The sequence below is a fragment of the Gilliamella sp. wkB112 genome (assembly GCF_001690685.1).
GTDB classification, from domain to species: domain Bacteria; phylum Pseudomonadota; class Gammaproteobacteria; order Enterobacterales; family Orbaceae; genus Gilliamella; species Gilliamella apicola_J.
This window is the reverse complement of the sequence record NZ_LZGL01000009.1, coordinates 261,380-275,387: the sequence shown is the minus strand read 5'-3', so window position 1 is coordinate 275,387 and position 14,008 is coordinate 261,380. Positions and strand designations below refer to the sequence as shown.

At 36.1% G+C, this 14,008-nt stretch carries 12 protein-coding genes; 3 read left to right on the top strand and 9 right to left on the bottom strand.

The window, feature by feature from the left end:
• Window positions 1-95 precede the first annotated feature (95 nt).
• Together A9G12_RS03700 and A9G12_RS03695 are read left to right on the top strand one after the other, a co-directional pair.
• A complete protein-coding gene (locus A9G12_RS03700) occupies window positions 96-782 on the top strand; it encodes a heavy metal response regulator transcription factor (protein WP_065564513.1) in 687 nt (228 codons plus the stop codon).
• Window positions 769-2,178: a heavy metal sensor histidine kinase gene (locus tag A9G12_RS03695; protein WP_065564512.1), complete on the top strand. Its 1,410-nt coding sequence runs from the start codon at window positions 769-771 to the stop codon at window positions 2,176-2,178. Before A9G12_RS03700 ends, A9G12_RS03695 begins: the two co-directional genes overlap by 14 nt.
• Here A9G12_RS03695 and A9G12_RS03690 read toward each other — a convergent pair.
• The 6 genes from A9G12_RS03690 to A9G12_RS03665 form a co-directional block, all read right to left on the bottom strand.
• On the bottom strand, window positions 2,171-2,371 hold the full coding sequence (locus A9G12_RS03690) for a YaeP family protein (protein ID WP_065564511.1): 201 nt from the start codon (window positions 2,369-2,371) through the stop codon (window positions 2,171-2,173). The two genes, A9G12_RS03695 and A9G12_RS03690, sit on opposite strands and share 8 nt — an antisense overlap.
• Before the next feature lie 44 nt (window positions 2,372-2,415).
• Window positions 2,416-3,378 carry a lipopolysaccharide heptosyltransferase RfaC gene (gene rfaC / locus A9G12_RS03685; protein ID WP_065564510.1) on the bottom strand — a complete coding sequence of 321 codons (963 nt, stop codon included), beginning with the start codon at window positions 3,376-3,378 and terminating at the stop codon, window positions 2,416-2,418.
• Between the two features lie 2 nt (window positions 3,379-3,380).
• A complete protein-coding gene (gene rfaF, locus A9G12_RS03680) occupies window positions 3,381-4,427 on the bottom strand; it encodes an ADP-heptose--LPS heptosyltransferase RfaF (RefSeq protein WP_065564509.1) in 1,047 nt (348 codons plus the stop codon).
• 12 nt (window positions 4,428-4,439) lie between these two features.
• Window positions 4,440-5,366 (bottom strand): ADP-glyceromanno-heptose 6-epimerase, encoded by a 927-nt coding sequence (gene rfaD / locus A9G12_RS03675; RefSeq protein WP_065564508.1) that lies wholly within the window; start codon window positions 5,364-5,366, stop codon window positions 4,440-4,442.
• 104 nt (window positions 5,367-5,470) lie between these two features.
• On the bottom strand, window positions 5,471-6,244 hold the full coding sequence (gene cmoM, locus A9G12_RS03670; RefSeq protein ID WP_065564507.1) for a tRNA uridine 5-oxyacetic acid(34) methyltransferase CmoM: 774 nt from the start codon (window positions 6,242-6,244) through the stop codon (window positions 5,471-5,473).
• A gap of 3 nt (window positions 6,245-6,247) precedes the next feature.
• Window positions 6,248-6,979 carry a 1-acylglycerol-3-phosphate O-acyltransferase gene (locus tag A9G12_RS03665; RefSeq protein WP_065564506.1) on the bottom strand — a complete coding sequence of 244 codons (732 nt, stop codon included), beginning with the start codon at window positions 6,977-6,979 and terminating at the stop codon, window positions 6,248-6,250.
• A gap of 89 nt (window positions 6,980-7,068) precedes the next feature.
• Here A9G12_RS03665 and mnmD point away from each other — a divergent pair, with 89 nt between their 5' ends.
• Window positions 7,069-7,779 carry a tRNA (5-methylaminomethyl-2-thiouridine)(34)-methyltransferase MnmD gene (gene mnmD, locus A9G12_RS03660; protein WP_065564505.1) on the top strand — a complete coding sequence of 237 codons (711 nt, stop codon included), beginning with the start codon at window positions 7,069-7,071 and terminating at the stop codon, window positions 7,777-7,779.
• 57 nt (window positions 7,780-7,836) lie between these two features.
• Here the strand turns inward: mnmD and tamB are convergent, their stop codons facing one another.
• The 3 genes from tamB to A9G12_RS03645 all read right to left on the bottom strand — a co-directional run bounded on the left by tamB (window position 7,837) and on the right by A9G12_RS03645 (window position 13,962).
• Window positions 7,837-11,652 carry an autotransporter assembly complex protein TamB gene (gene tamB / locus A9G12_RS03655; RefSeq protein ID WP_065564504.1) on the bottom strand — a complete coding sequence of 1,272 codons (3,816 nt, stop codon included), beginning with the start codon at window positions 11,650-11,652 and terminating at the stop codon, window positions 7,837-7,839.
• Window position 11,653: 1 nt separating this feature from the next.
• On the bottom strand, window positions 11,654-13,372 hold the full coding sequence (gene tamA / locus A9G12_RS03650) for an autotransporter assembly complex protein TamA (protein WP_065564503.1): 1,719 nt from the start codon (window positions 13,370-13,372) through the stop codon (window positions 11,654-11,656).
• A gap of 134 nt (window positions 13,373-13,506) precedes the next feature.
• Window positions 13,507-13,962 carry a WapI family immunity protein gene (locus A9G12_RS03645; RefSeq protein ID WP_065564502.1) on the bottom strand — a complete coding sequence of 152 codons (456 nt, stop codon included), beginning with the start codon at window positions 13,960-13,962 and terminating at the stop codon, window positions 13,507-13,509.
• Window positions 13,963-14,008: the final 46 nt, after the last annotated feature.

The following is a 14,008-nucleotide window of genomic DNA, read 5'->3' as shown; positions in this document are numbered from 1 at the left end:
TAAAATGTCATGATAGCATTTGGATAATTCGTATATGCTAACAGGGTATGTATACAATATAGATAACCTGATAAAACAACGAAGGAAATGTTAAAATGAAGTTATTAGTTGTTGAAGATGAACAGAAAACAGGTGAGTACCTCCGTCAGGGTCTAATTGAATCAGGGTTTATTGTCGATCTGACTAATAATGGTTTGGATGGTTACCATAGAGCAATGACCGAAGATTATGATTTAATTATCCTCGATGTAATGTTACCAGATATTGTAGGTTGGAAGATTGTGGAATCTTTACGCCAAGCTGGCAAAGATACTCAAATTATTTTACTTACGGCAATGGGTCGAGTCGAAGATAAAGTGAAAGGCCTTAACCTTGGTGCCGATGATTATTTAGTTAAACCGTTTTCATTTGCCGAGTTATTGGCTCGTGTTAAATCGTTATTAAGACGAAATGTTCCGCAAGTTAATAATTACCAATTAACCATTGCTGATTTGGTTATGGATTTGCCTAAACGAACAGTTACTCGTTCCGGTACTCGGATTGATTTAACCAATAAAGAATTTTTATTATTAGAATATTTTTTACGTTACCCGGGAGAAGTATTACCCAGATCATTAATTGCTTCCCAAGTTTGGGACATGAATTTTGATAGTGATACCAATGTTATTGATGTTGCTATTAGACGCTTACGCAATAAAATCGATGCCGGATTTGAACCTAAATTAATTCATACGGTTCGAGGAATGGGCTATAAGTTAGATGTTTTAAATGAAACAGAATAATATTATTTCGTTCCGGTTACCAGTTATTATTTGCCTACTAACTTGTGGGCTACTTTATTGTTTCAGTTACTTAATTGAACGTTCATTTGAAAAATTTTCCATTCAACAAAATGTGACTGAATTAAACTCGGTGATAACTTCGATTGAACGTGAACTGTCTTATTATTCACCAGATGATAATCGTGATGAATTTTTTCAGAATTTGCTGTTGATTTTAACTGGTCATCATCACTTGTTTGTCTATATCATTGATGACGGTGGTAAAATTCTTTACCGGACCCGAGGTCCTAATCTCGCTATAGCTCTAACGCCAGCAGATTTGGAACAAATTATTAGTGAACACCGTACCGCAATTTTCAATATGGATAAGTCATCCTACCGTATTGCTGCTTCACGCATGAAGGTGGATGATGGTAAAGAATATACTACTATTGTCGCTGTGGGGCGGGATTTACAAATTGAATTTATTAGTCGCTTACGTTATGGTTTAGGGATACTTATTGGTATTGCTTGTATTTTAGCTTTAATTGCCTCTCTGATTACTATTTATTTTACCCAAAAACCAATCAATCGTTTAATTAAGAAAATTGAACGCATTAGTTTAAAAAGCCTTAATTATCGCATTCCTACTTCATCAGTACCGATTAAGTACGTTAGCTTAGTACAAGCATTTAATGATATGCTTAGTCGAATGGAAGATATGTTTCAGCGTCAACGTGATTTTACTGCAGATATTGCTCATGAAATGCGTACTCCCATTACTAATTTAACCACCCAAACACAGATCGTGTTGAATAATGCTAGAACAACTGAAGAATACCGTGAGATTTTATATTCTAATTTAGAAGAATATGAAAAAATGTCGCAAATGATTGCTGATATGCTGTTTTTAGCACAGGCTGATAATCGACAATTGGTACCTAACTTAATTGATATCGATTTATTGGAAATGATTACTAATCTATGTGATTATTTTGAACCACTTACTGATGAAAAACATATTACTTTTAATATAGAAGGTCAGTGTTCCCATATTCAGGGAGATAAAATTATGTTAGGGCGAGCATTCATTAATATTTTATCCAATGCTGTTCGCTACACGCCGGAAAATGAAACCATTACTATTACTTTAAGTCAAGTAACCGACAAACGAATAAAAGTGATCGTTTCTAATCCGGGCACTAAAATTGATAGTAAACATTTGCCCAATTTGTTTGACCGTTTTTATCGTGTTGATCAATCACGGCATCGCAATAGTCATGAAGGTGGTTCCGGTGCCGGGATTGGTTTAGCGATTGTTAAATCGATTATTGAAACCCATAAAGGCAGTATTTATGTTGAATCAGATAACCAATCCACTCGCTTTGTAATTAATTTACCAACAGCTATTAGCTAATGTCAAAGTCGCTCATTAATAGGTTCGCAGCAGCATAAGCCGCTTTTTGCCTTAATAGTTCGGGTACTTGTTGATCACGCGCGATTTCATCAAGTACTTGCATAACCGCTGCCAATGCATCCTCAACATAGCCCAGTTCATTACTACCAATTTGTACATATTTCTCGCGGATAAGATCACAATATTGATTCATTTAATTGATTCCTTTTCAAAATAGATAAAAATGCGTTTTTAAATCTATAAAAAGTTAGCTAACTTTTTATAGACTTGCTCGGCAGTTATACTATGCATGCTTTTATCTGGCGATATAATGCTATATTGATTGTTACCGTAACCGCCAATTAACTGAGGATCAGTTTCACCAAATAATGTGATATTAGGGCGATCTAATGCCGCAGTTAAATGACTTAAACCCGTATCGACCGAGATCACAGCCTTCGCGCCAGCAATAATTGTTGCTACTTCAGAAAGTGATAGTTTGGGTAATACTTCAACATGATTAAAACCTTGAGCCAAACGTAAAGCTCGCTGTTGTTCGTGTGGTGCACCCCAAGGTAATTTAATTTTAAAACCAGTTGGTGCGATTAATTCTATTAAGTGACGCCAAGCAGCTTCAGTCCAATGTTTTTCATCACGGGTGGTAGCATGTAAAAATACTAGGTACTGTTGGTTATCGCTAGGTAATGTCGTTAAAAAATGACGAGCAATAGCATAATCACCCATAGTACTAGGGCAAGTATAGTTTAAACTCGCAGCAAATAATAAACGCACGCGTTCGATAGCGTGTAATTGTTTAGGTACATGGTGCTTAATATCATAAAACCAGCTAGCAATAGGTTCTTTAATGCTAGCACGATCAAGTCCATGTTTGATACCACGTGCTTTACGCGTAATTAGGAATGCACTTTTAATCAAGCCTTGGGCATCAATAATAGCAGCATATTGTTGCTGCCGAAGCATGTGAATAAACTGTTGACGTTCATGGCGTATTTGTTGACCAAACCAGTTTTTTCGCCATCTGCGGATCGCTACCGGAATAACTTTATCGACGGCAAAATGCCAACTGGGGATTTGAGCAAAATTTTCTTCAACTACCCAATCAAAAGTAATATTAGGCAGGTTGTTAGCCGCATCGGTTAATGCCGGCAGAGTATGCAATACATCGCCCATGGACGAGGTTTTAACTACCAGTACACGCATAATTAATTACTCTTTTCGCAACGAACAATTAATTTCATCAAAGTTTCAAACACATTTTCCGGTTTAATATCAATCAAACTTTGATGGTAACCTTGTTCGGCATCACCTTGGCGCACACGATGGTAACCAGTAATCAAACGCATTACTTCAGCTTTATTGGATAATGGTGGGGTAAACTCAGGGCTACTTGGACCATAAAGTGCAACTAAAGGACGATCCAACGCCGCTGCTACATGCATTAAACCTGAATCGTTGGTGACAATAGCTTTACAAGCGGCAATTAAATTAATAGCTTGTTCAAGCTGAGTTTTACCCGCTAAATTAATACACTCCTCACCATGATTCATTTTAGCAATAATTCTTTCACCAACTTCACGATCGTTAGCCGAACCAAAAATTAAAATTTTGGCATGTTGCTTAACCAACAGATTAGCTAGCGCTGCATAATGGTAATCAGGCCAACGTTTAGCCGGCCCAAATTCGGCACCGGGGCAAAAGCCAATTAATGGCGTGTCTTGGGGAATTTCAAAATTAGCTAAAGTTTGTGTAATTTCATCGGCTTGAACTTCAAGCTTTGGCCACAACAGTGGTTGAGGTAATTCATCGGCAGTATGAATTTCATGCTTAGGATAGGCTAAAGCAACATAACGTTGCACCATTAATGGCAACGCCTTTTTATCAAGTTTGCGCATATCGTTGAGTAAAACATAACGCATTTCACCTTTCCAACCCGTACGTTTAGGAATCCTAGCAAAGAAAGGAATCAGAGCAGATTTAAAGGAATTTGGTAACACTATCGCCTGATCATAATGCTCATCCCGTAAGGATTTGCCCAATTGATGGCGTTTACCTAGTGAAAATTCACCATGACCAAGTGGCATAGCAATTGATTGGTTAACCTCGGGCATTTTATTCAAAAGTGCTCGGCACCAAGAGGGGGCCATGACATCAATTTTATTCTCAGGATTAAGCTGTTTTAAGGTGCGATATAGACTTTGAGACATCATCATATCGCCAACCCATGAAGGACCAATAATGAGAGTTTTCATTTTAGTTACCTTTTATTGCTTGTTTAGCCATTGCATATATTTAGTTGTGCCTTCTGTGACGGTTTGGAATTCAATCGGGCAACCAGTTTGTCTAAATTTGGTTAAATCTGCTTGGGTAAAGCTTTGGTAGCGTCCTTTCAGGTTTTCCGGGAATGGAATATAGTCAATTTCACCTTTGCGATGGTAATTAAGCACAGCATCAGCTACGGTTTGAAATGATTCTGCTCGCCCGGTGCCACAATTGTAAATGCCAGAAATATTGTTTTGCCAGAACCATAAATTAACGCTAACTACGTCATCAACATAAATAAAGTCGCGTTTAAAGTTATCACTGCCTATGAACAATTTAGGTTTTTCACCTTTATTAATTTGTGTATTTAAATGGAAGGCAACACTGGCCATACTGCCTTTGTGTGATTCACGCGGGCCATACACATTAAAGTAGCGGAAACCACAAACTGGAGATTCGGCTTGCGGTAATATGCTTCTGACATATTGATCAAATAGGAATTTTGAATAACCATACACATTTAATGGTTTTTCATAAGTTCGATCTTCAATAAAATTATCACTGCGACCACCATATGTGGCAGCAGAGGAAGCGTATATAAATGGAATATTAAAATCTAAGCAATAATGGAGTAAGTCTTTGGAATAATCATAGTTGTTTTCCATCATGTACTTGCCATCCCATTCAGTTGTAGATGAGCAAGCGCCTTCATGAAAAATAACCTCAATATCTAGATCGTCATTAGCAATAATGGCGGCAATAAATTCGTCTTTATCCATATAATCGGCAATATCTAAATCGACTAAGTTAGCAAATTTGGTACCGTCGGTTAAATCATCTACAACTAAAATATTGGTATAGCCAAGATTATTTAAACCTTTAACAATGTTACTACCAATGAACCCTGCACCACCTGTAACAACGATCATAATCACTTTCCTTTACTGATAAAATTGATGTGCTTATCATACCGATTTATACATAAATTTTCGAGTGATGATTTGCAATTTAGGGCAAAATGGTTATTAGTTAGCTAATTTATATTTTTGGCGGTAACTAATATATATCTGGCTAAACTTAGGTAAGGTTCGCTTTGGCAATATTGCTGCTCAAGTTGTAATAATTGTTCAAAGTTAGTTTGCGCTTTGCTTTTATTGATTAGGTAATCATGAAAAACGCGAATTCCGGTAACATTAGTGATCTTAAAATCAAGGTTAGCTAACCAAGCATAAACTTCTTTGGGTACGCGTGGATGATCCGGTGAGAGGGTCTTTTTTTTGCGTTTAGCCAAGCCGGATTTGATATAACCAAAATTACCTAAAGTAACAGTTTTAAATAATAATGCATCGTAGTTATAAAACATCAGTGATAAGTAACCATTAGGTTTTAGGTGGTGTTTTAGTGATTGTAGTAAAGTGATAGGTTCGGCAACCCATTCGAGTACTGCATGGCAAATAACCAAATCAAATTGCTTATTGATAGCACTATCAAGTTGTTGAATAGCGCCGTGAATAAACTCAATAGAGACCTGTTCCAATTGAGCCTGTGTTTGAGCCAATTTTAGCATTTGTTGTGAAATATCACACAGAGTTACTTGGTGACCTAATTTAGCTAGTTTACAAGCAATTTGTCCTTGACCACCACCAGCATCTAAAATGGTTAACGGTTGCTGTTTTGGATAAGTTGCCAAAATATTTTCTAATTGTTGCCAGACAATGGCAGCACGAATTTGACCTTTAGTGGTGCCATAAATGTTTTGAGCAAACTTATGACTAATATCATCAAAATTGCGATCTTGGTTATGCATGAATTACGATTGTTGATTAAGTTGTTTTACTTCGGCGTTGATTTGTTGGATTTTGTCGGCCATTTGCTGGTAACACTGTTCCATTAGTACTCGAGCATCTTCTTTGCGCAGGTTTTTAGTCTCAATAGGGGTGAGCATTTCGACAATCATATGACCGTTATTTAAACGATTTAATTGGATATTGTTAGTGTCAGACACACAAATAGGCACAATTGGTACACCCGCAGCGATGGCGGCTTTAAAAGCGCCAGTTTTGAATGGGAGTAATCCACGACCACGGCTACGAGTACCTTCCGGGAACATCCATATTGAAATGCCACGGCGTTTAATTTCATTGACTACTTGATTAATGGTATCGTGAGCTTTGGCTTTATTATTACGATCAAGCAAGATGTTACCAGTTAAGTAATAGAGTTGACCGAAAAAGGGGATCCAAGCTAGGCTTTTTTTACCAACTGTAACGGTTTTAGCTTGTACAATTTCGGCTGCAACTACCATATCGTAATTGTTTTGGTGGTTAGCGATAAACACACAACTGCCTAGATTTTCGATATTTGGATATTTACGGGTATCAACTTTAACACCTAATAATGGTGCAAAAAAGAAACTAAATAGATGTGCAAAACGGGCGACATTTTTAGGGTTACGTGGATTAAATAAGCAAAATATTATGCCTAAACAACAAATAATAATCCCTAATATTAAAACGCTAACTAAGCGAAATAGAAAAACCATAATTTACCTCATCAATTATTCTGGCGTATTATATACGGAAACTTAGTTAATATACAGCGCCATCAAAGATCGTTGTTGAAAGGATTTTTATGCCAAAAGCTACCATTTTCTGGGATGAAAACCAGAATCCTATGTCGAGTTATTTTAATGATGTGTATTTTAATACTGACGGGGCGATTGCCGAAACCAACTATGTGTTTATTGAGGGGAATAATTTATATCAACGTTTTCTTCAACATTGCCGTGATGAGTTTATTGTTGGTGAGACAGGTTTTGGTTCCGGGCTTAGTTTTTTACTGTTATGGCATACTTTCTTGCAATTTAGGCAACAGCATCCTGAGCATATTCTCAAGCAACTTAAATTTTTTAGTGTTGAAAAATATCCATTATCTAAGTCAGACATGGTTAAGATCCATGATAGCATTATACCAAATAACCAACCATTAAGTTCTTTAGCCAAACAGTTACAAACTAAGTTAGACCAAGGATCTTGGCAGCAAACAGAGGTTAGCTTGGCTATATTTAATGGTGATGTCAGTTATTTTCCTGATTTTTTAGTCCAACAACAGTTATTGGTAGATGCTTGGTTTTTTGATGGTTTTTCACCGGCTAAAAATCCGGATATGTGGTCTGAATCATTATTTAATGCTTGTTTTCAATTAACGGCTAGTCATGGTAGCTTTGCTACTTTTACTGCAGCAGGTTTTGTGCGCCGTAATTTAATCAATGCTGGATTTGTGGTTAGTAAACGCCAAGGCTTTGGCGTTAAACGGGAAATGCTTATTGGTTATAAAAAATAATTGAGCCGTGTTAATATAATTTACGACACTATTATTAATTGTCACCTATTATTATGCCTAATTAAATTCAAATTGATAAATAAGGTCTACTGCTTGAGCAAGACCGGAAGTAGCCTCTAAGAAAAGGCTTGGCATTAATCGATAGCGTAACGTAAATACAGCAAGTGAATCAAAAATTCCCACTCCATATTTAAGCTGCAAATTAGGTAGAATATAACCACTTACTACAACTTTCGAACTATCGCCAGCACCTTGCGTATCTAAAGTTAGATTTTTGATACCAAAGATATTACCAATATCACCAATATATTTACCAGTTTTCGCCGTACCTATGCCGACTAATAGGGCGGTCATCATGTCATTGTCACTTTGTTCAGAACTATCAAGTCCTTGACCACGAATTAAGTAGGATAATGCTTCTTGTTGTGACATAGCAGGATCAGAAAAAATTTCAACTTTAGGATTATCTGATGTACCAGTGACACGTATCCCAGCGGTGATATTACTATTGTCCATTGAATCAGGGTTACGAATGGCCTCAATGTTTAGTTGGACTTGATCAGTTGGACCTGCAAATTCTAATTCACCTTTGCGAATAATTAGATCTTGTCCATATGCTTGGAATCGCCCTTTCGGAATGAGTATTTGCCCATGTACGCCTAAGCCTTTATTATCTTGCAATACAATTAAATGTCCGGTTAGTGATGCTTTCAAACCAAATGCATCTACTTTGACGTGATCGCCAATATTAATTTCAAGATGGCTATTAATTTTCATGCCTAATTTTGGTGCTGAATTGGCCTTAGATTTTTTATCTAGCATTACCTCATCAGGTGACACATCTACGCTTGATGGTGGTAAGGATTCCACGGTTATTTGACCTTTAGGGATATCTACTTTACCAGATAATGTTAATTCGTCCTGACTGGCTTTAATGGTGATGTTTGGTACGACAGTCATCACTACCATTGGCGGGACGTTGACTTCCATAGCTGCGCCATTGACTGTTAATGAGGCTTGCCATTTATCAAGCGTATGCCAACTCGCATGACCATTAATATTAATGTTACCAGATTGTGTGGTTAAGATCCCTTTTAAGGTTGATGACTTACCATTAAAATTGATATCAATCACGGCTGATTTAAGATCTATTGGTAGTTGACTGGTTTTGATTTCACTGTGCCTTAGATCAATGCCACCAGTTAAATAAGGGTCCACTAAGGTACCTGAAAATTTAATGGTGCCATTTATAGCCCCTTTAGCATAGTCATTGCGATCTAATAATGGATTAATAATGGCTAAAGCTAGCCTATCAATAACTAATTGACCACTCAATTTTTTTTGTTGCATTGGATCGTCAATGGTTAAATTACCGGATATTTTACCCAATTCATTTAAACCAAAGCGCCAATTTAATTTGGCCTGTTGTTGATTAAACTCGGCTTCAATATTAAAGAGGTTGAAAGGAATTGGCAACGATTGGTTAGTTACCATTTGCTGAATATAAACTTTATTGCTGTTGATATTAGCCTTAATAATAGGGATGTTACTGCTGTCGTTAAATTGGATGTTTACTTTGCCATTAATATAACCACTCAATTTGGTTTCACCATCATTCGGAATAGGTAATTTAGCCAAATCTATGTCTTTTAAAGTCACGCTAGTAGCAGAGTTGGCAGTTACGCTTAACTGTTTATCTAAGCATATGCTTGAATTAGCATTTAGCCAACAATGCGCCGCAATTGTTGGTATCTGTTGGTTAATATCATAAGTAAGAGCTACTGATTTGTTTAGTTGCCAATGATTTTTATCACTAAAATTTACCAATGCCCGAGTAATATTGCCAGTCCATTTGGTACGTTCTTTATCAAGATGTCCGGTTAACGTTGTAGTTAATGATGCTGGCACACCATCACTATTTAAAGTTAAAGTATGCTGATTTTCATTACCCGAAAGTTGCAATTCGCTTTTTTTAATCGATAAGCTTGGTAATTCAATATTTTGCCCCGTCAATCTAAGTTGACCACGGACTTGTTTTTGGTATTGTATTTTACTGGTAAGATTAGCTTTAGCTACCGACATGTCGGGCAAACTTAGGTTGTTGACCATGATATTGGTATCAATAGTAGGATCGTTAACCGCACCAGTCATTTTGATGTTACCATTAATACTACCTTGCATATCGTCAACCAGTAATGACAATGAAGCCAAATTTAGTTTGGCATCTAGATTGCCTTTGTTGGTGGTACCATTTAATTTGATTAAATTTTTACCCCAATTGACACTAAAATTATTAGCATCAATATTGGTATTCGAATCAATGCTAAAATCGCCATTAGCAGTAAAATCAGCTTTTTTAATGCTACCTTTTAGGTTTACTTGGGCTAAGTTTAATTGCCAATTGTTGTCAGTTACTGTACCGCTAGTTTGCAATTTACCAGCTAGTTTGATTGGATAGCTTGGTAGTTCTTGGCTGATATCAACATTATTGAGTTTAATATTGGTGTTCCATACTAAATCTGTTTGCCAATTTACATCCCCAGAAATATTGATATCACCTTGTGGTAATTGAACTTTGGCATGATCAAATGTAGCGCCTTGGTTAGTACCATTGCCTAATACATCAAAAACGATATTAGGTAAATTATCACCGTTAAAACTACCTTGACTATTTAATTTATACTGTTGCACACTGCCATCAAGATTTAAATTGAAGTTATCAAGTTGGTATTGAGCTTGTCCTTCAATTGGCCATTGTAGATGTTTGCCATTAAGATTAACCATCACCGGTAGGTATTTTTCGATAAAATTAATGTGACCATCAATTTGTAAGTTATTTAAACCTGTTAGCTTAGTATTGGTATATAATTCGCCCAACAATTTACCCGAAAATTGCCCATCCAATTGGTTGTTTTCGGTCATGACTTTTACTAAAGCAAATACTGGCCAGTTATTACCTAAAGTAATTTCACCAGAAACTGTTGCATGACCTTCGGTATAAGGAGTTTTGGCATCAGTATCCACTTGTTTGACCACAATATGATTATCCACCATGTCAGTTTTTATGGTTACTTGATTAAAGTGATAATCTTCACCACCAATATGTAGTAACCAGTTATCACCAGTTAACGATGTTACATTAATATCCAGTGGAATACTAACTTGGGGTAATGAATCAATTAATGGTTGATTAAATAATTGATTTATTTTTTGGTTGAGTGGAATATTATTATCCGAGTTCTCTGGTACAGGCTGAGTAGGTTTAGGATCGGCAAAAATAGCGTTTAAACCAATAGCTACAGCAGGGTAGACGTAGAGTTTTTCATTTACCCAGTCGGCTTTACCGGTAAAATCTGTCATACCAAATTGCATATCATCAACATTAACTTGAACTTTGGTCAGGTGAGTTTCTTCAAGTTTTATTGGTAGGGGCATGCTGACAACAAAGCGTTGGTGGGATGATGGAGGCTTATCATCTGTGGTTGCCGAAGTGCCTATCTGGTTGGTATTAACGGTAACTTTTACACCATCAGCATCAAAATGTTCTACGCAAACAGTGGTTTTTAATAGACATAATCCAGAAAGTGAAAATGATGCTTCGTCAATTTGGACGTTAACACCAGATAATTCCAGAGAAAATCCTTTAATATGCAAATCATGAAAAGTACCGTCAACTTGGGCGATTTTTAGTTCCGGAAGCCATTTATTTAAGGCTAAGGTGGTAAGTTTTACTCCAAGGCTGGTGTAAATTGTGATACAAATAAAAGCAATTAGAAATACAAAAACAGATAAAATTACTATACTACGCTTTTTCCACTTGCGGATGCGTTTTAATTTTTTTATTTTCTTGGTTCTAATTGGATTATTAGCCATATTATAACTCAGTTCCTAAACCTATATATAAGTGAATAGAGCCAGTATCTTTTCTATTGACTGGAGTTGCCAAATCTAATTTTACCGGACCAATTGGCGATGCCCAACGAACCCCAAAGCCGGAACCGGTATAAAATTTTGCTTTATCAACTTTATCAATTGCTTCACCACTGTCAACAAATAAGGCTCCCCACCAAGCACCAGTAACATTATATTGATATTCTAGTGATCCGGTTATGAGTTTAGAAGCACCTTTTAATTTACCTTTTTTATCTTCAGGTGAAATAGATTGATATTTAAAACCACGAATACTACGATCGCCACCAGCAAAGAACCTGAAAGAAGGCGGTACCCGATCGAAATTACTGGCTTGAATTATGCCGAAGTTACCCCGAGCAATAAAACGATGCGATTGTTTAATTGAGCGAATCCAACTTTGCTGAGTTTGAAATCGTACCAAATTAATGTCTGAACCTACTGAATCACCCGCTAATTCGATTGAATAGCGTTGTGAATCCCCCCACATGGCAAATAATTTACCATCAGTACGGATCCGTGATAGGCTAATTGAAGGATACAGTAACATGGTTTTAAAACTGGAATCACCTTGAGTAAAGTTGTCGCGTAGCATACTCAAACCTAACGCGCTTTGCCAACCTTCGAATTTGTCCCAATTGCGTAATACTCCAAAAGTGTATGACCGGGAATAAGTATCATTATTATCAATCTTTTTATAACCACCTTGGATAGTGTAATAATGTTCAAGTGGCGATCTTTTCAGTGGAATTTTATACGCCATGGTGATCGTTTGTTCAGGAGAAGATAGCGATAGGTTACTTTGAAAACTTTGACCACGACTGTTAATCCATGGTTTACTCCAACCAATTTTACCATGCACTCCATTATCAGTTGAGTAACCTAAGCCTAAATCCATACTATTTTTTTTGCGTGGTGAAGTCGCTACATCGATAGGTAATACTTTATTATTTGATACTTTGCCAAATTCGGGCGCAACTACTACTGAATTAAACCAGTTAGTAGCTGAAAGGCGGCGATTAAACAACGATAATTGTTCTGCAGTATATTCTTCCCCTTCTTTGAAAGGAACAATATTTGCTAAGTAGTCTTTACGAATTTTGACATCGTGGAAATTTACTGCACCAAATTTATAACGTTGCCCGGTATCGAAATCAATGTTCCAATAAGCTTGATGTTCAGAATCAGAAACCGCAAGTTGATGAGTGGGCATATTAGCATCAAAATAACCTTTTTCTAGCGATAAGTTTTGCAGACTCTTTTTGAAAGACTCATAAATACCATGATTTAAAATATCACCAATTTTAGGCAATGATTGTTTTAATAATTCTTTAAAGTCTTTATCATTTTGGCCTTCCCCTTCAATATTAACATTTAATTGCTTAATGGTTATAGGTTCGCCTGGTGATATTTTGACAGCTAATATTTTAGGATCTTTTTCATCATATTCGAAAGTAGGGGAGTAATAACCTAAAGCTCGCATGGCTTTTTGGGCTTCACTTTCAAAATAACGTTTAAAATTAGGTGAATTATTGATACGGTTAGGAGCGATTAGTGAGACCCTGGCATTAACATTTTCGGCTAGTTCACCGGATAGTCCTTTTATTGATAACGACATATCAGCATAACTTGATGCCGTTATCAAGACTAAAAGTAAACATAATGAACAGGAAAATCGTGACACATACACCCCATGTTGTAATATTAAACTTTAAAAGTTAATTTTATTTGATAATTTTATTGAATTTTTTTGACTCATTAATCTAACATAATAATATATTTTATAGTCTATTTAAACGTCGCTTATTTTCAATTTATTTACCTTAATGGATAATCTTGTATCCATTGCTCAATGTTTTTGAGTATAGACGCAAAAACATTTTTAGATAAATCGAAATAAAGTGTCCAATCTTCGATCAAATTGTACGGATCATCTAAAGCAAAATCTGGCTTTAATTCACAATTTAGTGTGATTGATATTCTGACAATTTCATCTTCATTATTATAAGAAATAAAGCTAAGTTCAAGGCAAGGCTCTGTAAAATAGAGTACAGAATGAGAAGGAAGACAGCCTTGTGCTAACGCATTAAACCAGCGGTACATAATATAAAGGTCACTAACTTCTAATGCAGGATCTATTTTTTCAAATATTTTATTATGGTGCTGAACTATAACTTTCAACAAACACCAATTATCCGAGCCATTAGGAAATTCATAATCGACAATATCTAATTGTAAATTAACGGTATTTTCTACATTTTGTAGCGCTATCAATTGAAAACTTCCTCAATCTCTATTTTATAATAGTTATTTTAAAAAT